Genomic DNA, 22,772 nt, shown 5'->3' with positions numbered 1-22,772 from the left:
CTCCGATGTGACTGCATCGGATCACGATAGCCGGGGGCGCGGGGGGTGCAATGGCGAAATGGCGCTCTTTGCTGCGGGGCAGCATGGTCAGCGATGTCTTGCGGTGGTCAATCGCGCGCGCCGCGACTAGGGTGCCGCGGAATGGCGCGGCAGCCAAGACCGCGCCCCGAGGCAAGGACAGACCCGATGAAGACCCGCACTCTGCTGCTGATGCTCGCTGCAACGCTCGGCCTCGCCGCCTGCGGCGTGCCCTTCGTGCCCTTCATCTGAGCACGCATCTGCCGCCCTGCACGGGCGGCAGCAAGGCTCACGCGGGCCGCGTGAGCCGACGCCCCGTCATTCCGCCGCGCGCGGCGCGCCGATGAGGCCAAGGATCTCCTTGGCCGCGGAGGGGATATTGGTGCCCGGACCGAAGATCGCCTTCACCCCGGCCTTGTAGAGGAACTCGTAGTCCTGGTGCGGGATCACCCCGCCGCAGATCACGATGATGTCCTCGGCCCCCTGCTCCTTCAGCGCCTGCACCAGTTGCGGCGCGAGCGTCTTGTGACCGGCGGCCTGCGACGAGATGCCGACGATGTGCACGTCGTTGTCGATGGCGTCCTGCGCCGCCTCTTCCGGGGTCTGGAACAGCGGGCCGACGTCGACGTCGAAACCGATGTCGGCAAAGGCGGTGGCGATGACCTTGGCGCCGCGATCGTGGCCGTCCTGCCCCATCTTCACTACCAGCATGCGCGGGCGACGGCCTTCGGCCTCGGCGAAGCTCTCGACGTCCTTCTGGATCTGGGCGAAGCCCTCGTCGCCCTCGTAGGCCGCGCCATAGACCCCGGCGAGGGTCTTCACCTCGGCGCGGTGACGCCCGAATTCCTTTTCCATGGCCATGGAAATCTCTCCGACAGAGGCCCGCGCACGGGCGGCTTCGACCGCGGCTTCCAAGAGGTTGCCGCCCTCCTTCGCGCGCCGCTCCAGCTCGGCCAGCGCCGCGTCGCATTTCGCCTGATCCCGCTCGGCACGGACCTTTTCCAGCCGCGCGACCTGGCTGTCGCGCACCTTGGCATTGTCGATGTCGAGAATGTCGATCGGGTCTTCCTTGTCCTTGCGGTACTTGTTGACCCCGACGATCACCTCGTCGCCGCGGTCGATCTGCGCCTGACGGCGGGCCGCGGTCTCCTCGATGCGCAGCTTGGGCATGCCGGAGGCCACGGCCTTGGTCATGCCGCCCATTTCCTCGACCTCCTCGATCAGCGCCCAGGCCTTCTCGATCAGCTCGTTGGTGAGGCTCTCCACGTAGTAGGAGCCCGCCAGCGGATCGACCACATTGGTCACCCCGGTCTCTTCCTGCAGGATGAGCTGGGTGTTGCGCGCGATCCGGGCCGAGAACTCGGTGGGCAGCGCAATCGCCTCGTCGAGCGCGTTGGTGTGCAGCGACTGTGTGCCGCCGAGCACCGCGCTCATCGCCTCGTAGGCGGTGCGGATGACGTTGTTGTAGGGGTCCTGCTCCTGCAAGCTCACGCCCGAGGTCTGGCAGTGGGTGCGCAGCATCTTCGAGCGGTCGGACTTGGCGCCGAACTCGGTCATGATGCGGTGCCAGAGCGTGCGCGCGGCGCGCAGCTTGGCGGCCTCCATGAAGAAGTTCATGCCGATGGCGAAGAAGAACGACAGCCGCCCGGCGAATTTGTCGACATCCATGCCCGCCTCGATCGCCGCGCGCACGTATTCGCGCCCGTCCGCCAGAGTGTAGGCCAATTCCTGGACGAGGTTCGCCCCGGCCTCCTGCATGTGGTAGCCGGAGATCGAGATCGAGTTGAACTTCGGCATCTCGTTCGAGGTGTACTCGATGATGTCCGAGATGATCCGCATCGAGGGCTCGGGCGGATAGATGTAAGTGTTGCGGACCATGAACTCCTTGAGGATGTCGTTCTGGATGGTCCCCGAGAGCACGGCGCGGTCGTGGCCCTGTTCCTCGCCCACGACGATGAAGCTGGCGAGGATCGGGATCACCGCGCCGTTCATGGTCATCGAGACGGAAATCTTGTCGAGCGGGATGCCGTCGAAGAGGATCTTCATATCCTCGACGCTGTCGATGGCGACGCCCGCCTTGCCGACGTCACCGACCACGCGTGGATGGTCGCTGTCATAGCCGCGGTGGGTGGCCAGATCGAAGGCCACCGAGACCCCCTGCTGCCCCGCTGCCAGCGCCTTGCGGTAGAAGGCGTTCGACTCCTCGGCGGTGGAGAAGCCCGCGTATTGCCGGATGGTCCAGGGACGGCCCGCGTACATGGTCGCCTTCACCCCGCGGGTGAAGGGCCCGAAGCCCGGCAGCGTGCCCATGTGCGGCAGCTCCGCCGTGTCCTCGGCGGTATAGAGCGGCTGCACGTCGATCCCCTCGAGCGTGTGCCAGGTCAGATCGTCCAGCGGCCGTCCGCGCAGTTCCTTCTCTGCGAGCTGGCGCCAATCGTCCTTCTTCGCCGTCATCGTCTCGTCCTCTCTCCTCTGCGGGCCAGTCGCCGGGCGGTCCCGGTGCGCGCGCCCCTGTCGTGCGTCATCCGTCGCGCCGGGGGCGCGCGGTGGTTGAAATCTGTCCGGCGCGGGACTTGGCGGCGCCATTGCAGCCCAAGCCGGTCCGGCGCCCGCCCGTGGGGTGGCGCCGCGGCCTTCGAGCTCCGCGCGGTATGCCGACCGCATCCGGCTGCCCTTCTTCCGATGCCCGCGGGCGCCAAAGCGCCAGATCGCCGCGCCGCGAAAAATTGGCACAGTCGGTCATCAAGCCCTGTGCAGCCACGCCAACCATGCCTATATCTGGAAGCATGATGCGCCGTACCGCCCTCGCCCTGATCGGTTTTTTCACGCTCACCGCCGGGATCGGAGCGGCGCAGGGCGCCGAAACGCCCAGCCTCGACGAGCCGATCCGCCCGGCGGGCGAGACCACGCTCGACGCGTTTCTCTGGCTCAAGCGCCCGCTGCTGGTCTTTGCCGACAATCCCAGCGACCCGCGATACGTGCAGCAGATGCAGCTGATCACCGAACGGCTCGACGCGCTGGTCGACCGCGACGTGGTGGTGATCACCGACACCGACCCCGCGGCGCGCAGCCCGATCCGCCGCGCCATGCGGCCGCGCGGCTTCATGTTGATGCAGCTGGCCAAGGACGGCTCGGTCATCATCCGCAAGGCCAGCCCGTGGGACGTGCGCGAGATCACCCGCTCGATCGACAAGCAGCCGCTGCGCCAGCAGGAAGTCCGCGACCGTCGCGACGCGCTGCGCGAGCCGTAAGGGCCGGAGAGGCAGACGGCAGCAGGCAGGCCGGGGCGCATCGCCCCCACCCTCCGTGCCGCCATGTGCCCCTCCCGCGCCATGGGATCACTCGAACTCCATGATCACATCGTCGACGGCGAGGCTGTCGCCGGGGCCCGCGTTGATCTTGGAGACCTTGCCCCGGCGCTCGGCGCGCAGGATGTTCTCCATCTTCATCGCCTCGACGGTGCAGAGCGCCTGGCCCTCCTGCACCTCGTCGCCCTCGGCCACGTTCACCTTCACGATGAGACCCGGCATCGGGCAGAGCAGCATCTTCGAGGTGTCGGGCGGCAGCTTCTCGGGCATGAGACGCGCCAGTTCGGCCTGCCGCGGCGTGCGCACGTTGACCTTGAGGTCGGCACCGCGGGTGCGGATGCGGAAGCCCCCCGAGATCTTGCCGACCTTCAGCATCAGCGGCTTGCCGTTCAGCTCCATCCGCGCCAGCGCGTGTCCCGGAGTCCAGTCGCCGGTGACGCGAACCTCGCCGCCGTCCTCGAACTTCACCGTCGTGCCCTGCTTGTCGGCCGACAGCACCACGTCGATGCTCTCGCCCTGCAGCGAGACGTTCCAGTGATCGCCCACCTGCCGCTCGTGGTTGTCGAGCGTGCCGGAGATGCGGGTGCGCCGGATCTCGGCAACGCGGTTCATCGCGGCGCAGGCGGCGGCGACATCGCGCAGCGCGTCCGTGCCCAGCGTGACCCCCTCGAAGCCGTCGGGATATTCCTCGGCGATGAAGGCGGTGGTGATATTGCCGGTGATGAAGCGCTCGTGATCCATCACCGCCGCAAGGAACGGCAGGTTGTGACCGATGCCCTCGACCTCGAAGCTGTCGAGCGCGTTGCGCATGACCTCGATCGCCGCCTCGCGGGTCGACGCCCAGGTGCAGAGCTTGGCGATCATCGGGTCGTAGTACATCGAGATCTCTCCGCCTTCGTAGACGCCGGTGTCGTTGCGCACGATGCCGCCGTGCAGCTCGCCCTCGGCGGGCGGGCGGTAGCGGGTGAGACGGCCGATCGACGGCAGGAAGCCGCGATAGGGATCCTCGGCGTAGAGGCGGTTCTCGATCGCCCAGCCGTTGATCTTCACGTCGTCCTGGGTGATCGTCAGCGGCTCGCCGTTGGCGACGCGGATCATCTGCTCGACCAGATCGACGCCGGTGATCAGCTCGGTCACCGGGTGCTCGACCTGCAGGCGGGTGTTCATCTCGAGGAAGTAGAAGTTCTTCTCGCCGTCGACGATGAATTCCACGGTGCCGGCGCTGGTGTAGCCCACGGCCTTGGCCAGGGCGACGGCCTGATCGCCCATTGCCTTGCGGGTCTCGGGGTCGAGGAAGGGGCTCGGCGCCTCTTCGACAACCTTCTGGTTGCGGCGCTGGATCGAGCATTCCCGCTCGTTCAGCCAGATGCCGTTGCCATGCGCGTCGCAGAGCACCTGGATCTCGATGTGCCGCGGCTGGGTGACGAATTTCTCGATGAAGATGCGGTCGTCGCCGAAGGAGCTCGCCGCCTCGTTCTTCGAGCTCTGGAAGCCTTCGCGCGCCTCCTCGTCGTTCCAGGCGATGCGCATGCCCTTGCCGCCGCCGCCGGCGGAAGCCTTGATCATCACCGGGTAGCCGATTTCGCCCGAGATCTTCACCGCCTCGTCGGCATCCTCGATCAGCCCCATGTAGCCGGGCACGGTCGACACGCCCGCCTCCTGGGCGATCTTCTTCGAGGTGATCTTGTCGCCCATCGCCTCGATCGCACCCTTGGGCGGGCCGATGAAGGCGACGCCGGCGGCCTCGAGCGCATCGGCGAACTTGGGGTTTTCCGACAGGAAGCCGTAGCCCGGGTGCACCGCCTGCGCGCCGGTGTCCTTGATCGCCTGCATGATCTTGTCGATCACGATATAGGACTGGTTGGCCGGCGGCGGGCCGATGTGCACGCCCTCGTCGGCCATCTCGACATGCAGCGCGTGCTTGTCGGCTTCCGAGTAGACCGCCACGGTCTTGATGCCCATCTTGCGGGCGGTCTTGATGACCCGGCAGGCGATCTCGCCGCGGTTGGCGATCAGGATCTTGTCGAACATGTCTGTCCCTTTCGTTGCGTTTCTTGGCCGGCGGTCGGCGCTTGGGCGTGAGGCAGGGCCGTGCGCGACACGCCGGGGCGGCCGCGCACAGCAAAAAGGCCACCGGAGCGAAACGCTCCGATGGCCCTCTTGGACGTGTAAGTTTGCGTGCGGCCCAGGCCGCCGCAATCTTGCGTCAGATCAGTTGCAGTATTGCGGCGTAACGTCGTCGCAGACGACACCAGCAGTTGCACCGACGGCTGCGCCGACCATGCCGTCACCACCGACGGCGCGGTCGATGAGGTAGCCGCTGCCTGCGCCAATGCCGGCGCGGCTGAGGTCGGAGTTCTCACAGGCGGCGACGCCAAAGACACCAAGCACAGCGAGAATACGGACAACGTTTTGCATGTGGGAAACTCCCCGTTTTGTGTAAGTCGAACTTGCCACTCAACGCCACGAAAATGGTGAAGGTTCCATAGACCTTTCGATTTTTCGAAAAGGTCGGCGCCACTCCGCCGAGACCGGGGGGCCTGCGGGCGCAACGCCGCCAATCCGCGCCCTGCCTGACGCAACGACATGCGGTGGCGCGCTGCACGCCGGACGCGGCAGGGCGCGGCCTGTCGCTGGCTGGGGCGGGTGTGATTTGAACGGTCGTTGCCCGAAAGAAAAGAAGCGGGCGCGCGGTCAGGGGATGTGCCGCAACGCCCGCGAGGGGAAGGGTAACGGTGAGCAATGGCCGCAGCCGATGGATGCGTCATTGCCCGCAACAACTTAAGAGTGCACGACTCGCCGGCACGGTCAAAGCCATATCCAAAAGGATAGGCCCGACCGGCCTCTTTCCGCGCATGGCGCGAAAGGGAAGGCGAGTTTACGCCCATTCGTCGTTCTCGTCGAAAGCTTCGGGGAAGGAGGCCCGCGCCGCGTTCTCGTCGATCACGAGCATCGCATCATAGCTCTCGGGGTCGAAGGGATCGTCGTAGGGCAGAACCTCGCGGCCGAAGAGCCAGGACAGCCGTCCAGCGTCGAGATTACCGCGTTCGAAAGGTTCGGTGCCGAAATGCGCCCAGAGCGAGGCCATGAAGGCCAGATCGGCGCGTTTGTCCGCCGCCTTGCGGTCGCGGTAACGCTCCCGCCGGATGATGGCGGTGATCCCCTTGGGGTTCGCTCGGCGGATGGTGAATTGAAAGTCCGTGCCGGGAAGTCGGCTCGGAAAGCCGCGGTGCTTCAGCATACCGGGCCCCCCTCTATAAGGGCCCGTGGAAGCGGGCGGTGAAGAACGGCCCTGCGGGGCCGGGAGTGCGGGACGGACCCGAAGGCCCGTCCCGGCGACAAGTTACTTGTACTTGCCGGTGTAGACGGGCTCCGCGGTAACGGGCTCCGGATCCACGACCACGTATTCTTCTTCCTGCTGGCCGCCGCAAGCGGAAAGGGTTGCGACGAAGCCAAGCATTGCAAGCAGTTGGATGCTCTTGGACATCTTATTCTCCTGTCAGATTCTTCAGGACTAACGGAACCTCTCGGCCCGCCCCGCCCTCGTTCGGGTGTTTCGACTGCATGTTCGCAATCTCCTCCCAACATAGCGCAAGTTACGAAAAAGAAATACGTAACTCGCTTCGCCGGCAAATTTTCCCGATCCGACGGCTGAAAACAGGGAGAATCTGAGCGGATTTCCGCGCATTCAGAGAACAACATCAGAACGCCTCCCAGACACAGGCCCCGTTTCGGGGGCTATAGGCCTCGAAGTATTGGCGGATTTCCGGCGACATGACGCCGGCATCGACCGGCTCGGCCATGAACGAGATCACGATGAGCTCCGGAATCACCCCCGACTGCCCGACTCGCGGCAGCGCGAAGCTGTCACACAGGTGCTGCATGTCGGCGGCGACCTCGTCGAAGCTGCGGGGGGCGGCGCCTCCGATCTGCGGCGCGAGAAAGCGGAAACGCTGCACCGTCGCCGATTCCGCCAGAGCCTCGTAGAAGGTGACGGGCATGCCCGAGGGCACTGCCACGGCGCTCTCCTCCTGCGCCGTGGCCAGGCCCGGCGTCATGGCAAGCGCCAGAGCCAGAATCCCGTTTCTCCTCACCCTCGTCACAAGGATCTCCCCATTCCTCATCCTTCGCGGCCGCTCAGGCCGCCCAGGTCACCCAGCGCGCCCGGTTGCCTCGGTCTTCCAGAACTTCGGCGATGCGCGCCTCGACCACCTTGCGCGGCAAGGCTCCGGCCACTTCGCCGCCCGCCTCGACGGTCACCCCGCCGGCGCAGGGCTGCACCCGCACCACCGGCGCGAAACCACGCAGGTCGCGCAGGGCCCGCCACATGTCCTGCCGCACCTGATGCGCCAGCCGCTCGAGCCGGGCCACCGGCGGCAGCAGCGTCTCGACCCTCAGGTCGAAGCGCGCCGGGCTGCGCCGGGCCAGGGTCACCACCTCGCCCTCGCGCTGCATGTGCCATCCCTTCACCTGCATCGGAGCCTCCGGTCAGAGCGGAATGTTGTCGTGCTTCTTCCACGGGTTGCTGAGGCTCTTGTTCCTCAGCATCGCGAAGGCGCGGCTCACGCGGCGGCGGGTCGAGCGCGGCTGGATCACCTCGTCGATGAAACCGCGCTCCGCGGCGACGAAGGGGTTTGCAAACCGGTCTTCGTAATCCGCCGTGTGCTTGGCGATCTTCTTGGCGTCGCCGAGATCGGCGCGGTGGATGATCTCGGTCGCGCCCTTGGCGCCCATCACCGCGATCTCGGCGGTGGGCCAGGCGTAGTTCACGTCGCCGCGCAGGTGCTTGGAACTCATCACGTCATAGGCGCCGCCATAGGCCTTGCGGGTGATCACCGTGACCTTGGGCACCGTCGCCTCGCCAAAGGCGAAGAGCAGCTTGGCGCCGTGCTTGATGACGCCGCCGTATTCCTGCGAGGTGCCCGGCAGGAAGCCCGGCACATCGACGAAGGTCAGGATCGGGATCTCGAAGCAGTCGCAGAAGCGCACGAAGCGCGCGGCTTTCTTCGAGCTGTCGATGTCGAGACAACCCGCGAGCACCATCGGCTGGTTGGCCACCACGCCCACCGTCTGCCCCTCGAGGCGGATGAAGCCGGTGATGATGTTCTTCGCGTGCTCTTCCTGGATCTCGTAGAAGTCGCCCTCGTCCGCGACCTTGGTGATCAGCTCCTTCATGTCGTAGGGATGGTTCGCGTTCTCCGGGATGATGGTGTCGAGCGAGCTTTCCACCCGTTCCACCTCGTCGAAGAACGGCCGCACGGGCGGCTTCTCGCGGTTGTTGAGCGGCAGGAAATCGACAAGGCGGCGCACTTCGGCCAGCGCTTCGACGTCGTTCTCGAAGGCACCGTCGGCGACCGAGGACTTGCGGGTGTGGGTGGTCGCGCCGCCCAGCTCCTCGGCGGTCACCACCTCGTTGGTCACCGTCTTCACCACGTCGGGGCCGGTGACGAACATGTAGGAGGTGTCCTTCACCATGAAGATGAAGTCGGTCATCGCGGGCGAGTAGACCGCGCCGCCGGCGCAGGGCCCCATGATGACGGAGATCTGCGGGATCACCCCCGAGGCCATGATGTTGCGCTGGAAGATCTCAGCATAGCCCGCGAGGCTGTCGACCCCCTCCTGAATGCGCGCGCCGCCGGAGTCGTTGAGACCGATCACCGGCGCGCCGTTCTGCATCGCCATGTCCATGATCTTGCAGATCTTCATGGCGTGGGTGGCCGAGACCGAACCGCCGAGGACGGTGAAATCCTGGCTGAAGACATAGACCATGCGGCCGTTGATCGTGCCCCAGCCGGTGATCACCCCGTCGCCGCTGGGACGGTTGTTCTCCATGCCGAAGTCGGTGCAGCGGTGCGAGACGAACATGTCGTATTCTTCGAAACTGCCCTCGTCGAGCAGCAGCTCGATGCGCTCGCGCGCGGTGAGCTTGCCCTTGGCATGCTGCGCATCGATCCGTCGCTGCCCGCCCCCGAGGCGCGCATCGGCGCGGCGTGCCTCCAGTTCGTGAAGAATGTCTTTCATGGCCAGTCCTCTCCGTTTGCCCGGGACCATACAGTGGGGGACCGACCGCTCAAGTCAAATTCGGCAAATTTGCAAATTCTGAAAATACCCCAGCCAGCAAATAGCAAACTCGCAAATATCGTCTCACAAAAGTGATACACGTAGACTTTGCGTGAAACCCGGCCTACGGGAAACTCATGAGCACATCTTCGCGCGGGCGCTTTCTCGACCCCTCGACCCCTCCTCATCTTGCCACCCTTGTCCTGCTGGCGGGACTCTCGGCTCTGGCAATGAACGTCTTTCTGCCGTCATTGCCGCAGATGACGGCGTATTTTGAGACCGAATACCGGCTGATGCAGCTTTCGGTGGCGATTTATCTCGGGGTCAACGCGGCGCTGCAGGTGGTGATCGGGCCGGTCTCGGACAAGCTCGGACGCCGGCCGGTGATTCTGTGGGGCGTCGCGCTGTTCATGCTGGCAACGCTGGGCTGCATCTTCGCGACGGACGTCACGCTCTTCCTGCTGTTCCGCATGTGCCAGGCGGTGATCGTCACCGCCATGGTGCTGAGCCGCGCGGTGGTGCGCGACATGGTCGGCCAGGAAGAGGCCGCCTCGATGATCGCCTATGTCACCATGGGCGTGGCCGTGGTGCCGATGGTCGGCCCGGTGATCGGCGGCGCGCTCGGCGAGCTCATGGGCTGGAAGTCGATCTTCTGGATGCTGTTCCTCCTCGGCGGCGCGGTGTTCTGGCTGAGCTGGCGCGACCTCGGCGAGACCTCGACCGCCAGCGGCCTGTCGCTGGCCGCACAGTTCCGCGAGTATCCCGAACTGCTCAAGAGCCCGCGCTTCTGGGGCTACGCCCTGGCCTGCGCGCTCTCCTCGGGCGCCTTCTTTTCCTACCTCGGCGGGGCACCCTTCGTTGGCTCCGAGGTCTTCGGCCTGAGCCCGGCGTCGCTGGGTGTGCACTTCGGCGCCCCTGCCGTCGGCTATTTCCTCGGCAATTGGATCTCGGGAAAATATTCGGCCAGGGTCGGGCTCAACCGCATGATCCTCTGGGGCTCGCTGATCCTGGCAGCCGGTCTCGCCGCGGCGCTGCTCACCTTCGCGCTGACCGACGGCGGCTCGGCGCTGATCTTCTTCGGCTTCATGAGCCTCGTCGGCCTCGGCAACGGCATGACCATCCCCAACGCCACGGCGGGCACCCTGTCGGTGCGCCCGCATCTGGCCGGCACCGCATCGGGCCTCGGCGGGGCGATCATGATCGGCGGCGGCGCGGCGCTCTCGGCGCTGGCGGGCGCGCTGCTGCAGCCCGGCACCGGCGCCTGGCCGCTGCTCTGGCTCATGCTGAGCACCTCTGTGGGCTCGGTGATCTCGATCCTGCTGGTGATCCGGCGCGAGCGCCGCCTCGCGGGGCTGGACGCGGCCAACTGAGTTTGCAAAATTGCCGTGACGCGGGGCAAAGGTGCAAACATGGCGACACGCAAACTCTACGCAGGCGCGAAGCTGCGCGACCTGCGCGGGCGCCTGGGGCTGACCCAGAAGGACTTCGCGAGCAAGCTCGGCGTGTCCCTGCCCTATCTGAACCAGATGGAGAACAACAACCGCCCGGTTTCGACCACGGTGGTGCTGGCGCTGGCGCAGGAGTTCGGCTTCGACGTCACCGAGCTGGGCCAGGGCGACTCGGAGCGGCTGATCTCGGACATGCGCGAGGCACTGGCCGACCCGGTGTTCGGCGAACATGCGCCGCCGCTGGCGGACCTGCGGCTCACCGCCTCCAACGCCCCGGCGCTCGCGCGGGCCTTCCTCGAGCTGCACCGCGCCTATCGGCAGACCCATGAGCGGCTCGCCTCGCTCGACGAGGCGCTGGGGCGCGAGGGCACGCAAATGCAGCCATCTCCCTGGGAAGAAGTGCGCGACTTCTTCCACTATTGCGACAACTACATCGACGCGGTGGACCGCGCCGCCGAGCACTATGCGCACTCTCTGGGACCGGGCGGCGCCGATCTGCGCGCCGCGGTGATCGCCCACCTGCGCGAGCGCGGCATCACCGTCGAGTTCCACCAGTCCGCGCCGCTGCGCAGCTATGACGCCGAGCGGCGGGTGCTGACCATGTCGTCGCTGGCGCAGCCCGAGACGCTGACCTTCCAGATGCTGATCCAGGTGGCGCTGCTGCGGCAGGAAAAGCTGCTCGAGGCAACGCTCGATCTGGCCCGGTTCCAGTCCGACACCGCCCGCGCCATCGCCAAGCTCGGGCTCGCCAACTACTTCGCCGGGGCGGTGATGATGCCCTACATGCGCCTGCTCGAGGCAGCGCAGGAAACCCGGCATGACCTGGAGCTTCTGGCGGCGCGTTTCGGCGCCTCGGTCGAGCAGGTGGCGCACCGGCTGTCGACGCTGCAACGCCCCGGCGCCAAGGGCATCCCGTTTTTCTTCGCTCGCGTCGACCAGGCCGGGACGATCACCAAGCGCCACTCCTCGACCCGGTTGCAGTTCGCCCGTTTCGGCGGCGCCTGCCCGCTGTGGAACGTGCACCAGGCCTTCGAGACGCCGAACCAGTTTCTGCGCCAGCTCGCCGAGACCCCCGACGGGGTGCGCTACGTGTTGCTGGCGCGCGATGTCACCAAGCCCGCGGGCCGCTTCGGCGCCCCGGTGCGGCGCTTTGCCATCGCGCTGGGATGCGAGGTGAAACACGCCGGCGCGCTGGTCTATGCCGACGGGCTGGATCTCGGGCGCGACAGCGCCTTCGAGCCGATCGGCATCTCGTGCCGGATCTGCGAGCGAACCGATTGCCACCAGCGCTCGGTGCCGCCGCTCGAGAAGCGGATCTCCATCCGCCCCGAGCGCCGTGACATCCTGCCGTATACGCTGGAGTAGCCCTCAGCCCTCCTGCAGCCGCAGCGCGCGCTTGGTGGCAAAGACCTCCTGCCGCTCGACCCAGGGGTACTTGTGGTCGTCGACTACCGGCCCCCAGTAGAGCTCGCCGCCGAAGCGCCACGGGTCGAGCACGATGCCCTCCTTCATCGTGCCGCCCTTCTGGCTGACGATGACCGAACTGTGCTCGATGCGGAACGTCTTCAGCGCGTTGGCGATGCCCCGGTGAAGGTCGAGAGTCTGGAAATTCTCCTGCTCGAGCCGCGCCTGCAGGTCATCGGCCCACTGGTAGCAAAGCCCGCGGGGGCGGGTGCCATTGTTGACCTTGATGTTGTGGATGTAGGCCGGGTCGGTGACGTTCCAGGCCACCGCCAACTCGCGCGGGTAGTCGAGCGAGATGCGCGCCATGCGCCGCGCCTCTTCCGGATCGACGTTCGGACCGAGCGCCTGGATCGACTGCGCCAGCGCAGCGTATTCCGAGGCCGGCGGGGCCGGGACATGCGGATCGCGGGCGCCTGCACAGGCCGAGAGAAGCGAGGCGGCCAGCAGCAGCGGCAGCAGGGAGAGTCGGGAAAGGAACTGGGGCACGGCTCGGGAGGTCTTGTTGCTGGGAAATGGAACTGAGACTGACCTAGCGCGAGGGACGATGGCTGTCGAGCCGGGAGAGGTGCCAACAGGCGCAGCATGGGCTGCGCGCGTGCCCGTGGCGCTGGCGCTGTGACGATTGTGATCTTCACTTTATCTCGGCCATGTCCGGAAAGCCTTCGCGCGTTGCCCACCGTCCGCAAAGCGCCAGCCCGCCCCGCACGCCAGAGGCGTGCCGTCTTTGACCGCGCGCCTCCGGTGCAACGGGCAGGCGCTCGCCTGGCGCCTGCGGCTTGATTCCGGGCGACTTGCTCCTGCTACGCGCCTCCTCGCCGTCACCGCGCCTTGCGGGGCGCAGCGCGGGGGGGTAAAGGCAACGGGACTTTGACGGACATTCACGGACAGGGGGAACCCATGTCGATCGACATTCAGACGGCGGCACGTGTCGCCAAGCTGGCACGCATCCGCGTGGAAGACGAGGCGCTCCCGGCGCTGGCACAGGAATTCAGCAATATCCTCGAGTTCATCGAGCAGCTGAACGAGGTGGACGTGGAGGGCGTCGAGCCGATGGTCTCGGTGACCCCGATGCGCCTCAAGCGCCGCGCCGACGGCGTGACCGACGGCAACATGCAGGACAAGATCCTCGCCAACGCCCCCGATGCCCGCGAGGGCTTCTTTGCCGTGCCGAAGGTGGTGGAATGACCGATCTGACCAAGCTGAAACTGGCCGAGGCCCGCGACGCGCTGCGCAAGGGCGACGTGACCTCGGTGGAGCTGACCGAAGCCTGCCTGACGGCCATCGAGGGCGCGGATGCGCTCGGCGCCTTCGTGCACAAGACCCCCGAGATCGCGCTCGAGCAGGCCAAGGCCGCCGACGCGCGGATCAAGGCCGGAGATGCCCCCGCCATGTGCGGCCTGCCGATCGGCGTGAAGGATCTCTTCTGCACCAAGGGCGTGCCGTCGCAGGCCGCCTCGTCGATCCTCGAGGGGTTCACCCCCGAGTACGAGTCGACCGTGACCAGCCAGCTCTTCGACGCGGGCGCGGTCATGCTGGGCAAGCTCAACATGGACGAGTTCGCCATGGGCAGCTCGAACGAGAACACGTGCTATGGCGCCGCGGTGAACCCGTGGAAGCGCACCGGCGACGACACCAAGCTCACCCCCGGCGGCTCGTCGGGCGGCTCGGCCTCGGCGGTTGCGGCGGACCTCTGCCTCGCGGCCACCGGCACCGACACCGGCGGCTCGATCCGCCAGCCCGCCGCCTTCACCGGCATCACCGGCATCAAGCCGACCTACGGGCGCTGCTCGCGCTGGGGCATCGTCGCCTACGCCAGCTCGCTCGATCAGGCCGGCCCGATGACCAAGGACGTGCGCGATGCGGCGATCATGCTGCAGGCGATGTGCGGCCACGACCCCAAGGATTCGACCTCGGCCGACCTGCCCGTGCCCGACTTCGAGGCCATGCTGACCGGCGACATCCGCGGCAAGACCATCGGCATTCCGAAAGAGTACCGCGTCGAGGGCATGCCCGAGGAAATCTCCAAGCTCTGGGACGAGGGCGCGAAGATGCTCGAGGACGCGGGCGCGAAGGTCGTCGAGATCTCGCTGCCACACACCAAGTACGCGCTGCCGGCCTACTACGTGATCGCCCCGGCGGAAGCCTCGTCGAACCTCGCCCGCTATGACGGGGTGCGCTACGGCCACCGCGCCAAGCTCAGCCAGGGCGAAGGCATCAACGATATGTACGAGAAGACCCGCGCCGAGGGCTTCGGCCTCGAGGTGCAGCGTCGCATCATGGTCGGCACCTACGTGCTGTCGGCGGGCTTCTACGACGCCTATTACAACCGCGCCCGCAAGGTCCGCACGCTGATCAAGAAGGACTTCGAGGATGCCTTCGCCGCAGGGGTCGACGCGATCCTCGCGCCGGCCACCCCGTCGTCGGCCTTCGGCATCGGCGAGATGAAGACCGCCGACCCGGTGCAGATGTACCTGCAGGACGTTTTCACCGTCACGCTGAACCTTGCCGGGCTTCCGGGCGTTGCAGTTCCGACCGGGCTGGACTCCAAGGGCCTGCCGCTCGGTCTTCAGCTGATCGGCCGTCCGTGGGAGGAAGGCGATCTTCTGAACACCGCCTACGCGCTGGAGCAGGCCGCGGGTTTTGTGGCAAAACCGGCGAAATGGTGGTAAAGGCCCTTTAAAAAAGGCGCCAAAAAAGGACTAGGGCAGCGGTTATGACACGCATTCTCCTCGGTGGCGCGGCCTTGCTGGCCCTCGCCGCCTGCACCACGCCGATCCCCGACAGCGGGGCGGGTTTCAACGACTACGGCAGCTATCAAGCCGAGCGCGCACAGCGCGACGCCATGCTGGAAAGCAGCCCCGAGGTCACCTCGTCGCAGCTGCCCCCGTCGGGCCGCAGCGACGATCCGGCCATCGCGGCCGCGACCTCGGTGCTCGACGGGCCGCAGGCGACCGAAGGCGCCCCGCTGCCCACCGCGGCGGGCACCCCGGCGCCGCAGTCGGTGACCGATTCCGCCGGCCTGTCTGAAGAGAACAGCTTCGACGCGGTCTCCGCCGAGCGCTCGATCGAGGACGACAAGACGCTGATCCAGCAGAACCGCGCGCAATACGAGGTGGTCACTCCGACCGACCTTCCGGCGCGGCCGGACTCGAACGCGCCGAACATCGTCGCCTACGCGCTGCAGACCAACAACCCGGTCGGCACGCCGCTCTACAGCCGGTCGGCCTTTGCCTCCGAGGAGAAGGGCCAGCGCAACTGCGCCAAGTACGAGACCACCGACCGCGCGCAGGAAGCCTTCCTCGCCGATGGCGGACCCGAGAAGGACCGCAACGGGCTCGACCCCGACGGCGACGGCTTTGCCTGTAGCTGGGATCCCGCGCCCTTCCGCGCGGTGCGCGGCTACTGATCCGGGCCTTGCAGCCGATCTGGACCCCGTCCGACAATTTCGGGCCGCGACGCCTCGGCGCGCGGCCCGATCTCGTTGTGCTGCATTACACGGCGATGAAGACCGCCGAGGCGGCGCGCGACTGGCTCTGCAACCCCGAGGCCGGCGTCTCGGCCCACTACGTGCTTGGCTATGACGGCACCTGCTGGCAGCTGGTGACCGAGGAGATGCGTGCCTGGCACGCCGGGCTCGGCGCCTGGGGCTCGGTGGCCGAGGTCAACTCGCGCTCCATCGGCATCGAGATCGCCAACACCGGCGACGAGCCCTTCCCCGAGCCGCAGATGGCGGCGCTGGAAAGTCTGCTCGCGGGGATCCTCGCGCGTTGGTCGATCCCGCCCGAGCGGGTGATCGGCCACGCCTGCATGGCGCCGGGGCGCAAGATCGATCCCGGACCTCTGTTCGACTGGCCCCGCCTCGTCGCGAAGGGCCTTGCGGTGAGCGCCGCCCCCGCCGCGCCGGGCGACTTCCTCGAAGATGCCCATAGGTTCGGCTACCGCGTCGCGCCGGAGCAGATGCCTGCGCTGCTGACGTCCTTCCGCGACCGGTTCCGCCCCGGCGCCACGGGGCCGCTCTGCGATGGGGATCGCGCGCAGATGGCCGGGCTCGCGGCGCACTGGCCCGCCGCCTGACGCGGCGCGCGGCACACGCTGCGGTTCAAGGATTCCCACCAGGATCGAAGGAGCCGCCCCTGCCGCGGGCTGGGAGATGGCGCGCGTGTGCAGGGGCGGGGAGGCGCCGCCCGACACGGAGGCCGGGCGCGCCGTGCCGCTCCGGAAGGAGCCCAAAGCACAGGACTGACCGGGGAACGGGTTGCCTGGGACGCTGAATTTCCGGCGGCAACCCGGGTGGAGACGAACGGCACGCGATCAGGATAGCGCCGCCACCTGCGCCGCGCAGGTCCGGAATACCCGACCCGAGCCCGCTCGGCCCGGCGCCGCCCGCGGAAAACGCAAGAGGGGGGTGCGACAATTAATTTTGATCTGGATCAAAGGAGATGATTGCCCGGTCGCTGGTCGGCAACTAAAAGGATTGTCAGACGAGGGGCGTGGAGGAGTTAGTGCGCGCCCTTGCGAGGGACGTACCTAATAAAGACCAACAGGAGGCACGCAATGGCAGATGCAGCCATTCACGGCCACGAGCACGAGGACGACCGCGGGTTCTTCACCCGTTGGTTCATGTCCACGAATCACAAGGATATCGGGATTCTCTACCTGATTACCGCGGCATTCGTGGGTCTCATCTCGGTGGCCTTCACGGTTTACATGCGCCTGGAGCTTATGAGCCCGGGCGTTCAGTACATGTGCATGGAGGGCGCGCGCCTCTTCCCGACTTCGGTCGAGAATTGCACCCCCAACGGGCATCTGTGGAACGTGATGATCACCGGCCACGGCATCCTGATGATGTTCTTCGTGGTCATCCCGGCGCTGTTCGGCGGTTTCGGCAACTACTTCATGCCGCTGCAGATCGGCGCGCCGGACATGGCCTTCCCGCGGATGAACAACCTCAGCTACTGGCTCTACGTCGCCGGCTCGACGCTGGCGGTCTGCTCGGTCTTCGCGCCGGGCGGCAACGGTCAGCTCGGCTCGGGCATCGGCTGGGTGCTCTACCCGCCGCTGTCGACCAACGAGGCAGGCATGTCGACCGACCTCGCGATCTTCGCGGTGCACGTCTCGGGCGCCTCGTCGATCCTCGGCGCGATCAACATGATCACCACCTTCCTGAACATGCGCGCCCCGGGCATGACGCTGTTCAAGGTGCCGCTGTTCTCCTGGTCGATCTTCGTCACCTCCTGGCTGATCCTGCTGTCGCTGCCCGTTCTGGCCGGCGCGATCACCATGCTGCTGACCGACCGCAACTTCGGCACGACCTTCTTCAACCCCGCCGGCGGCGGCGATCCGGTGCTCTACCAGCACATCCTGTGGTTCTTCGGCCACCCGGAAGTGTACATCGTGATCCTGCCCGGCTTCGGCATCATCTCCCACGTGATCGCGACCTTCTCGCGCAAGCCGGTGTTCGGCTACCTGCCGATGGTCTGGGCGATCATCGCGATCGGCGCGCTCGGCTTCGTCGTCTGGGCGCACCACATGTACACCGTGGGCATGTCGCTGACCCAGCAGAGCTACTTCATGCTGGCCACGATGGTCATCGCGGTGCCGACAGGGGTGAAGGTCTTCAGCTGGATCGCCACGATGTGGGGCGGCTCGATCGAGTTCAAGACGCCGATGCTCTGGGCCCTGGGCTTCCTGGTCCTCTTCACCATGGGCGGCGTGACCGGCGTGGTGCTGAGCCAGGCGGGCGTCGACCGCGCCTACCACGACACCTACTACGTGGTGGCACACTTCCACTACGTGATGTCGCTGGGCGCCGTGTTCGCGATCTTCGCGGGGATCTACTTCTACTTCCCCAAGATGACCGGCAAGATGTACCCCGAGTGGGCCGGCAAGCTGCACTTCTACGTCATGTTCGTCGGTGCGAACCTGACCTTCTTCCCGCAGCACTTCCTGGGCCGCCAGGGCATGCCGCGCCGCTACATCGACTACCCCGAGGCCTTCGCCCTGTGGAACCACGTGTCGAGCTGGGGCGCGATCATCTCCTTCGCCTCCTTCCTGTTCTTCTTCTGGATCATGTGGCACTCGCTGCGCAAAGGCGCCGCCTGCACCGCCGCGAACCCGTGGAACGAATACGCGGACACGCTGGAGTGGACCCTGCCGTCGCCGCCGCCCGAACACACCTTCGAGCAGCTGCCGAAGCGCGAAGACTGGGACAAGCATCACGCCCACTGAGCGCCTGACGCTGCAGACGCGTGAGCGTTCAGAGAATTGACAAGAGCCGGCCCCGGGGAAATCCTCGGGGCCGGTTCTCCTTTGCGGGGGCCCTTCTCCCGAGGACCTGACCATGACCCTGCCCGACCGCTTCGCCGCGATCGCCGACATCCACGGCAATGCCGACGCCCTGCAAGCGGTTCTGGCGCGGATCGACGCAATGGGCCTCGGCACGGTGGTCAACCTCGGCGACATGTTCAGCGGCCCGCTGGCGGCGGGTGAGACCTGGGAGGTCCTGCGTGCCCGCCCGATGCCGACGGTGCGCGGCAACCATGACCGCTACCTGGTCACGCAAGAGCCCGACGCGATGGGCCCCTCGGACCGCGTGGCGCACGATCAACTGCCGCCCGAGGCATTGGACTGGCTGCGCTCGCTGCCGATGACTTTGGACCTGGGGGGCGCCCTCCTGTGCCACGCCACCCCCGGCGCCGACGAGACCTACTGGCTGCACGAGGTGGACCGCGGCGGCACGGTGCATCCCGCGGGCGCCGCGCATGTCGCGCAGCATCTGGACGGCGTGGTGCAGGGGCTCGTGCTCTGCGGCCATACCCACCTGCCCCGCGTCGTGAGCTGGCGGGGGCAGACCATCGTGAACCCCGGCAGCATCGGCTGCCCGGGCTACACCGACACCCACCCGGTGCCACATGTGGTGGAGACCGGCACGCCCGCCGCCTGTTTCGCGACGCTTAAACGGCAGGGCCCCGGCTGGCAGGTGACGCACCACCACGTGCCCTACGATCCCGCCCGCATGGTCGCCCTGGCCCGCGCGCAGGGCCGCGACGACTGGGCCGAGGCGCTGGAGACCGGCTGGATCAGCCGCTGACCGGCAATTCCCTTCGACAGCCCGCACGCCAGTGCTACTGTCCCGGCATGCCCTACAGGTGGACCCCAACCCCGGACGACACGGGCGGCGAGCTCACGCTCTGGCCGTACCAGTCGCTTTCGGCCAAGGGTTTCGTCACTTTCATCGGGATCTTCTTCTTCATGGCGCTGATCCCCTTCTACGCGCTGCTCGGCACCTTTCTGCTCTGGGGGCTGCTGCCCTTCATGCTCGCGGCGCTCTGGGGCATCTGGTACGCGCTGCGCCGCAACGAGAAGGATCGCCAGATTGTCGAGGTGCTGACCCTCACGCCCGAGACCACGCATCTGGTGCGGCACAATCCGCGCGGCCCGGCGCAGGACTGGCAGAGCAACACCTACTGGGTCAGCGCGCAGATGCACGAGGCCGGCGGGCCGGTCCCCTATTACGTTACGCTCAAGGGCAGCGGGCGCGAGGTTGAGATCGGCGCCTTTCTGAGCGAAGAGGAGCGCAAGACGCTCTATCTCGAGCTTTCCGACCGGCTGCGGCTTCTGGCGCGGCCCTGACCGCCCGCGAAAGGTTCCCATGGCCCAGGCCCCCGCCACCAAGAAGATGAAGCGCCGTGCCCTGCGCCTCGCCGCCGCGCTGAGCCCGGCACTGGCCGAGAAGCTGTCGCCCGTGGCCTCGGAGCGCGCCGCCCTGGCGCTGCGGGCCGCGACCGCGGGCAAGACCCGCCGCCGCGCCGAAGAGGTGGTCTTTCTCATGCCCCTGGTCGGCCCGCATCACGTCGGAGACTGGCAGGCGGTGACGGCGCGGCTGGCGCAGACGCTGGAGAGCTTCCACCGCCAGGACGGCGCATGGCGGGCGGTGATCTGCTGCCAGGAGCGGCCGCCGCTGCCCGAGGGGATGGCCGAGGACACGCGCATCAGCTGGCTGCCCTTCGACGACCCCACGCCCGGCAACGACAAGTGGCGCAAGCTGGCGGCGCTCTGCGCGCACCTTGGCGAGACGGTCACGGTCCCGTCCTACGTCATGAGCTTCGATGCGGACGACCTGCTCCGCGACGGCGCGGTTGCCGAGATTCTCGAGCGGCAGGAGGCGGGCTACCTCGTCGAAGAGGGCTACGTCATGGACCACGCCACCGGCGACGTCGCGCTGGCCGGCCCGCCGACCGCCGCCCTGCCGCTGCGCAAGCCGTTCTGGAAGCTCTGCGGCTCCTGCCTCGCGCTGCATCACGACCCGGCGCTGCCGCAGAGCGCGGCCTTCCTGCGCGAGATGACCCAACACGAGCACCGGATGTTCCCCTACCTGGCGGCGCTGGCCGGCCGGGTGCCGGTGCCGTTCCGCGAACCGGCGGTGCTCTACGTGCTCAATCACGGCGAAAATTTCGGCGCGCGGCGCGGGCGCGTGGGGTTCAAGACGCGCTTCGTGCAGCGCTTCCGGATCACCGATCCGAAAGAGCTGGCAAGGGTGGCGGAAGACTTCCCCGCCCCCTGATACCCCCGGCCCGCAGCTCTCTTCGAAGAGCGCTGCAAAGTCCTTCGAAGGAATTTGCCTCAGCCGGCCGCGGCGAGCCGGTCCTTGACCATCGGGCCCACGGCCCCGAAATCCATGCGGCCTTGGTAACGCGTCTTCAGCACGCCCATCACCCGGCCCATGTCGCGGATCGAGCTGGCGCCCACTTCCTTGACCGCGGCATCCACCGCCTTCGACACGTCCTCGTTGCTCAGCGGCTTCGGCAGGAACTCCTCGATCACCGGGATCTCGGCCAGTTCCGCCTCGGCGAGATCGAGACGCCCGCCCTCTTCGTAGGTGCGCGCGCTCTCACGGCGCTGCTTGACCATCTTGGCGAGGATCGAGAGCAGCTCGGTATCCTCGACCCCGGAGTCATTGCCCTCGGCGCGGGCGGCGATGTCGCGATCCTTCACTGCGGCAGAGATCAGTCGCAGCGTCGAGAGCCGCTCGGAGGCCTTGTCTTTCATGGCCTGTTTCGTGGCAGCCGTGATGCGTTCGCGCAAATCCATCGGAAAGGATATCCCCTAACGTTTCCAAGCCCTGACACTACAGAAACCCTCGAAAGGGCGCAATCCCGGCCTATACCAATGGAAGTTACTGTTTTTGCTTGATTTATTCTGAAAAATCAGCGCTTGACCCTTTCCGGCGCTTCCCTTAGGCATGGCGCGATTTGCTTCCCGCCCAGATCCGTACAGGAGTCGCGCCATGTCGCTCGCTACCCCCCAGAAGCCCACTGCATGCCTCGCGCTCGCCGATGGGACGCTTTTTTACGGACAGGGGTTCGGCGCCACTGGCGAGGCGCAGGCCGAGCTCTGCTTCAACACCTCGATGTCCGGCTACCAGGAAATCATGACCGATCCGTCCTACGCCGGGCAGATCGTCACCTTCACCTTCCCGCATGTCGGCAACGTCGGGGTGAACCCCGAGGATGACGAGACCGGCGATCCGGTCGCGGCGGGCATGGTGGTGAAATGGATGCCGACCCAGTCCTCGAACTGGCGCGCGGTGCAGGAGCTTTCGGAATGGCTGGCGGCGCGCGGCCGCATCGCCATCGGCGGCATCGACACCCGCCGCCTGACCCGGGCGATCCGCCAGCAGGGTGCACCGCACGTCGCCATTGCGCACAACCCCGAGGGCGTCTTCGACGTCGAGGCGCTGATTGCCTCCGCCCGCGCCTTCCCCGGGCTGACCGGTCTCGACCTCGCCAAGGACGTGACCTGCGCGCAGAGCTATCGCTGGGACGAGATGCGGTGGGCCTGGCCGGACGGCTACCAGCCGCAGACCAACCCGCGCAAGAAAGTGGTCGCCATCGACTACGGTGCGAAGCGCAACATCCTGCGCTGCCTGGCCTCTGCCGGCTGCGAGGTGACGGTTCTGCCCGCGACGGCGACGAAAGAGGACGTGCTGGCGCACAGCCCCGACGGCGTCTTCCTGTCGAACGGCCCCGGCGACCCCGCCGCCACCGGCGCCTACGCCGTGCCGATGATCAAGGGCATCCTCGACGACACCGACCTGCCGATCTTCGGCATCTGCCTCGGTCACCAGATGCTCGCGCTGGCGCTCGGCGCCAAGACCATCAAGATGAACCACGGCCACCACGGTGCGAACCACCCGGTGAAGGAGCTCGAGACCGGCAAGGTCGAGATCACCTCGATGAACCACGGCTTCGCGGTCGACGGCCAGACCCTGCCCGCGGGCGTGGTCGAGAGCCACGTGAGCCTCTTCGACGGGTCGAACTGCGGCATTCGCATGACCGAGCGGCCGGTGTTCTCGGTGCAGCACCACCCCGAGGCCAGCCCCGGCCCGCAGGACAGCTTCTACCTGTTCGAACGGTTCGTGAACAACATGTGACCTTTCCGCGAATTGTTTCGCGGAAAGCCACTACTTAAGACT

23 protein-coding genes are annotated in these 22,772 nt (G+C 67.0%); 13 read left to right on the top strand and 10 right to left on the bottom strand.

Annotated features, from left to right (window positions below):
* Positions 1-141: 141 nt before the first annotated feature.
* The gene (locus LC039_RS26880) at positions 142-270 is read left to right on the top strand and encodes a hypothetical protein (protein WP_264179594.1); all 129 of its coding nucleotides are present in this window, start codon (positions 142-144) and stop codon (positions 268-270) included.
* A 66-nt stretch (positions 271-336) separates the two neighbouring features.
* On the opposite strand, the gene scpA is transcribed toward LC039_RS26880, so the two are convergent.
* A complete protein-coding gene (gene scpA / locus LC039_RS17645; RefSeq protein WP_226626932.1) occupies positions 337-2,472 on the bottom strand; it encodes a methylmalonyl-CoA mutase in 2,136 nt (711 codons plus the stop codon).
* Positions 2,473-2,804: 332 nt separating this feature from the next.
* On the opposite strand from scpA, the gene LC039_RS17640 reads away from it, so the two are divergent.
* Entirely contained in the window at positions 2,805-3,269 is a 465-nt protein-coding gene (locus LC039_RS17640; protein WP_226626929.1) for a DUF4174 domain-containing protein, read from the top strand.
* A gap of 87 nt (positions 3,270-3,356) precedes the next feature.
* On the opposite strand, the gene LC039_RS17635 is transcribed toward LC039_RS17640, so the two are convergent.
* From LC039_RS17635 to LC039_RS17605, 7 genes are all read right to left on the bottom strand, one after another.
* Positions 3,357-5,357, bottom strand: a complete 2,001-nt coding sequence (locus tag LC039_RS17635; protein WP_226626926.1) for an acetyl/propionyl/methylcrotonyl-CoA carboxylase subunit alpha — start codon at positions 5,355-5,357, stop codon at positions 3,357-3,359.
* A 180-nt stretch (positions 5,358-5,537) separates the two neighbouring features.
* Complete coding sequence (locus LC039_RS17630; protein ID WP_226626924.1) at positions 5,538-5,744, bottom strand: complement resistance protein TraT; 207 nt, start codon at positions 5,742-5,744, stop codon at positions 5,538-5,540.
* A 460-nt stretch (positions 5,745-6,204) separates the two neighbouring features.
* Positions 6,205-6,567, bottom strand: a complete 363-nt coding sequence (locus tag LC039_RS17625) for a hypothetical protein (RefSeq protein ID WP_226626921.1) — start codon at positions 6,565-6,567, stop codon at positions 6,205-6,207.
* A 102-nt stretch (positions 6,568-6,669) separates the two neighbouring features.
* Positions 6,670-6,813, bottom strand: a complete 144-nt coding sequence (locus tag LC039_RS17620; protein WP_176806568.1) for a hypothetical protein — start codon at positions 6,811-6,813, stop codon at positions 6,670-6,672.
* Positions 6,814-7,027: 214 nt separating this feature from the next.
* Positions 7,028-7,384, bottom strand: a complete 357-nt coding sequence (locus LC039_RS17615; protein ID WP_226626918.1) for a DUF6497 family protein — start codon at positions 7,382-7,384, stop codon at positions 7,028-7,030.
* A 79-nt stretch (positions 7,385-7,463) separates the two neighbouring features.
* Positions 7,464-7,802: a hypothetical protein gene (locus LC039_RS17610; protein WP_226626917.1), complete on the bottom strand. Its 339-nt coding sequence runs from the start codon at positions 7,800-7,802 to the stop codon at positions 7,464-7,466.
* 12 nt (positions 7,803-7,814) lie between these two features.
* On the bottom strand, positions 7,815-9,347 hold the full coding sequence (locus LC039_RS17605; RefSeq protein WP_226626915.1) for an acyl-CoA carboxylase subunit beta: 1,533 nt from the start codon (positions 9,345-9,347) through the stop codon (positions 7,815-7,817).
* Between the two features lie 176 nt (positions 9,348-9,523).
* Here LC039_RS17605 and LC039_RS17600 point away from each other — a divergent pair, with 176 nt between their 5' ends.
* Both LC039_RS17600 and LC039_RS17595 read left to right on the top strand, forming a co-directional pair.
* Positions 9,524-10,756 carry a multidrug effflux MFS transporter gene (locus tag LC039_RS17600; protein WP_226626914.1) on the top strand — a complete coding sequence of 411 codons (1,233 nt, stop codon included), beginning with the start codon at positions 9,524-9,526 and terminating at the stop codon, positions 10,754-10,756.
* A 39-nt stretch (positions 10,757-10,795) separates the two neighbouring features.
* The gene (locus tag LC039_RS17595) at positions 10,796-12,199 is read left to right on the top strand and encodes a helix-turn-helix domain-containing protein (protein WP_226626912.1); all 1,404 of its coding nucleotides are present in this window, start codon (positions 10,796-10,798) and stop codon (positions 12,197-12,199) included.
* 3 nt (positions 12,200-12,202) lie between these two features.
* On the opposite strand, the gene LC039_RS17590 is transcribed toward LC039_RS17595, so the two are convergent.
* Positions 12,203-12,784 carry a hypothetical protein gene (locus LC039_RS17590; RefSeq protein ID WP_226626910.1) on the bottom strand — a complete coding sequence of 194 codons (582 nt, stop codon included), beginning with the start codon at positions 12,782-12,784 and terminating at the stop codon, positions 12,203-12,205.
* 411 nt (positions 12,785-13,195) lie between these two features.
* On the opposite strand from LC039_RS17590, the gene gatC reads away from it, so the two are divergent.
* From gatC to LC039_RS17550, 8 genes are all read left to right on the top strand, one after another.
* Positions 13,196-13,483 (top strand): Asp-tRNA(Asn)/Glu-tRNA(Gln) amidotransferase subunit GatC, encoded by a 288-nt coding sequence (gatC, locus tag LC039_RS17585; protein ID WP_226626908.1) that lies wholly within the window; start codon positions 13,196-13,198, stop codon positions 13,481-13,483.
* Positions 13,480-14,967, top strand: a complete 1,488-nt coding sequence (gene gatA, locus LC039_RS17580) for an Asp-tRNA(Asn)/Glu-tRNA(Gln) amidotransferase subunit GatA (RefSeq protein ID WP_226626907.1) — start codon at positions 13,480-13,482, stop codon at positions 14,965-14,967. The genes gatC and gatA overlap by 4 nt, the downstream gene beginning before the upstream one ends.
* A 44-nt stretch (positions 14,968-15,011) precedes the next feature.
* Entirely contained in the window at positions 15,012-15,704 is a 693-nt protein-coding gene (locus LC039_RS17575; protein ID WP_226626904.1) for a hypothetical protein, read from the top strand.
* Positions 15,665-16,372: an N-acetylmuramoyl-L-alanine amidase gene (locus LC039_RS17570; RefSeq protein ID WP_226626997.1), complete on the top strand. Its 708-nt coding sequence runs from the start codon at positions 15,665-15,667 to the stop codon at positions 16,370-16,372. The genes LC039_RS17575 and LC039_RS17570 overlap by 40 nt, the downstream gene beginning before the upstream one ends.
* Before the next feature lie 480 nt (positions 16,373-16,852).
* Entirely contained in the window at positions 16,853-18,526 is a 1,674-nt protein-coding gene (gene ctaD, locus LC039_RS17565; RefSeq protein ID WP_226626901.1) for a cytochrome c oxidase subunit I, read from the top strand.
* Positions 18,527-18,638: 112 nt separating this feature from the next.
* Positions 18,639-19,388 carry a metallophosphoesterase family protein gene (locus LC039_RS17560; protein ID WP_226626898.1) on the top strand — a complete coding sequence of 250 codons (750 nt, stop codon included), beginning with the start codon at positions 18,639-18,641 and terminating at the stop codon, positions 19,386-19,388.
* 47 nt (positions 19,389-19,435) lie between these two features.
* Entirely contained in the window at positions 19,436-19,930 is a 495-nt protein-coding gene (locus LC039_RS17555) for a DUF2244 domain-containing protein (protein ID WP_226626896.1), read from the top strand.
* Positions 19,931-19,949: 19 nt separating this feature from the next.
* A complete protein-coding gene (locus tag LC039_RS17550; RefSeq protein ID WP_226626893.1) occupies positions 19,950-20,861 on the top strand; it encodes a hypothetical protein in 912 nt (303 codons plus the stop codon).
* 59 nt (positions 20,862-20,920) lie between these two features.
* Here LC039_RS17550 and LC039_RS17545 read toward each other — a convergent pair whose 3' ends face one another.
* On the bottom strand, positions 20,921-21,388 hold the full coding sequence (locus LC039_RS17545) for a GatB/YqeY domain-containing protein (RefSeq protein ID WP_226626890.1): 468 nt from the start codon (positions 21,386-21,388) through the stop codon (positions 20,921-20,923).
* A 196-nt stretch (positions 21,389-21,584) separates the two neighbouring features.
* On the opposite strand from LC039_RS17545, the gene carA reads away from it, so the two are divergent.
* Positions 21,585-22,730: a glutamine-hydrolyzing carbamoyl-phosphate synthase small subunit gene (gene carA / locus LC039_RS17540; protein ID WP_226626887.1), complete on the top strand. Its 1,146-nt coding sequence runs from the start codon at positions 21,585-21,587 to the stop codon at positions 22,728-22,730.
* Positions 22,731-22,772: the final 42 nt, after the last annotated feature.

This window comes from Alloyangia pacifica, assembly GCF_020524285.1.
Lineage (GTDB): Bacteria > Pseudomonadota > Alphaproteobacteria > Rhodobacterales > Rhodobacteraceae > Salipiger > Salipiger pacificus_B.
Note: the sequence above shows the minus strand (reverse complement) of the source record. Positions and strands in the feature narration are given on the sequence as shown.

Excerpts from the sequence above, each read along its gene's own strand:
- LC039_RS17615 (WP_226626918.1), bottom strand. The coding sequence starts at position 7,384 with ATGACGCCGGGCCTGGCCACGGCGCAGGAGGAGAGCGCCGTGGCAGTG.
- LC039_RS17630 (WP_226626924.1), bottom strand. The coding sequence starts at position 5,744 with ATGCAAAACGTTGTCCGTATTCTCGCTGTGCTTGGTGTCTTTGGCGTC.
- LC039_RS17560 (WP_226626898.1), top strand. The coding sequence starts at position 18,639 with ATGACCCTGCCCGACCGCTTCGCCGCGATCGCCGACATCCACGGCAAT.
- carA (WP_226626887.1), top strand. The coding sequence starts at position 21,585 with ATGTCGCTCGCTACCCCCCAGAAGCCCACTGCATGCCTCGCGCTCGCC.
- LC039_RS17600 (WP_226626914.1), top strand. The coding sequence starts at position 9,524 with ATGAGCACATCTTCGCGCGGGCGCTTTCTCGACCCCTCGACCCCTCCT.
- LC039_RS17625 (WP_226626921.1), bottom strand. The coding sequence starts at position 6,567 with ATGCTGAAGCACCGCGGCTTTCCGAGCCGACTTCCCGGCACGGACTTT.
- scpA (WP_226626932.1), bottom strand. The coding sequence starts at position 2,472 with ATGACGGCGAAGAAGGACGATTGGCGCCAGCTCGCAGAGAAGGAACTG.
- ctaD (WP_226626901.1), top strand. The coding sequence starts at position 16,853 with ATGGCAGATGCAGCCATTCACGGCCACGAGCACGAGGACGACCGCGGG.
- LC039_RS17640 (WP_226626929.1), top strand. The coding sequence starts at position 2,805 with ATGATGCGCCGTACCGCCCTCGCCCTGATCGGTTTTTTCACGCTCACC.
- gatC (WP_226626908.1), top strand. The coding sequence starts at position 13,196 with ATGTCGATCGACATTCAGACGGCGGCACGTGTCGCCAAGCTGGCACGC.
- LC039_RS26880 (WP_264179594.1), top strand. The coding sequence starts at position 142 with ATGGCGCGGCAGCCAAGACCGCGCCCCGAGGCAAGGACAGACCCGATG.
- LC039_RS17575 (WP_226626904.1), top strand. The coding sequence starts at position 15,012 with ATGACACGCATTCTCCTCGGTGGCGCGGCCTTGCTGGCCCTCGCCGCC.
- LC039_RS17545 (WP_226626890.1), bottom strand. The coding sequence starts at position 21,388 with ATGGATTTGCGCGAACGCATCACGGCTGCCACGAAACAGGCCATGAAA.
- LC039_RS17595 (WP_226626912.1), top strand. The coding sequence starts at position 10,796 with ATGGCGACACGCAAACTCTACGCAGGCGCGAAGCTGCGCGACCTGCGC.
- LC039_RS17550 (WP_226626893.1), top strand. The coding sequence starts at position 19,950 with ATGGCCCAGGCCCCCGCCACCAAGAAGATGAAGCGCCGTGCCCTGCGC.
- LC039_RS17605 (WP_226626915.1), bottom strand. The coding sequence starts at position 9,347 with ATGAAAGACATTCTTCACGAACTGGAGGCACGCCGCGCCGATGCGCGC.
- gatA (WP_226626907.1), top strand. The coding sequence starts at position 13,480 with ATGACCGATCTGACCAAGCTGAAACTGGCCGAGGCCCGCGACGCGCTG.
- LC039_RS17610 (WP_226626917.1), bottom strand. The coding sequence starts at position 7,802 with ATGCAGGTGAAGGGATGGCACATGCAGCGCGAGGGCGAGGTGGTGACC.
- LC039_RS17555 (WP_226626896.1), top strand. The coding sequence starts at position 19,436 with ATGCCCTACAGGTGGACCCCAACCCCGGACGACACGGGCGGCGAGCTC.
- LC039_RS17635 (WP_226626926.1), bottom strand. The coding sequence starts at position 5,357 with ATGTTCGACAAGATCCTGATCGCCAACCGCGGCGAGATCGCCTGCCGG.
- LC039_RS17620 (WP_176806568.1), bottom strand. The coding sequence starts at position 6,813 with ATGTCCAAGAGCATCCAACTGCTTGCAATGCTTGGCTTCGTCGCAACC.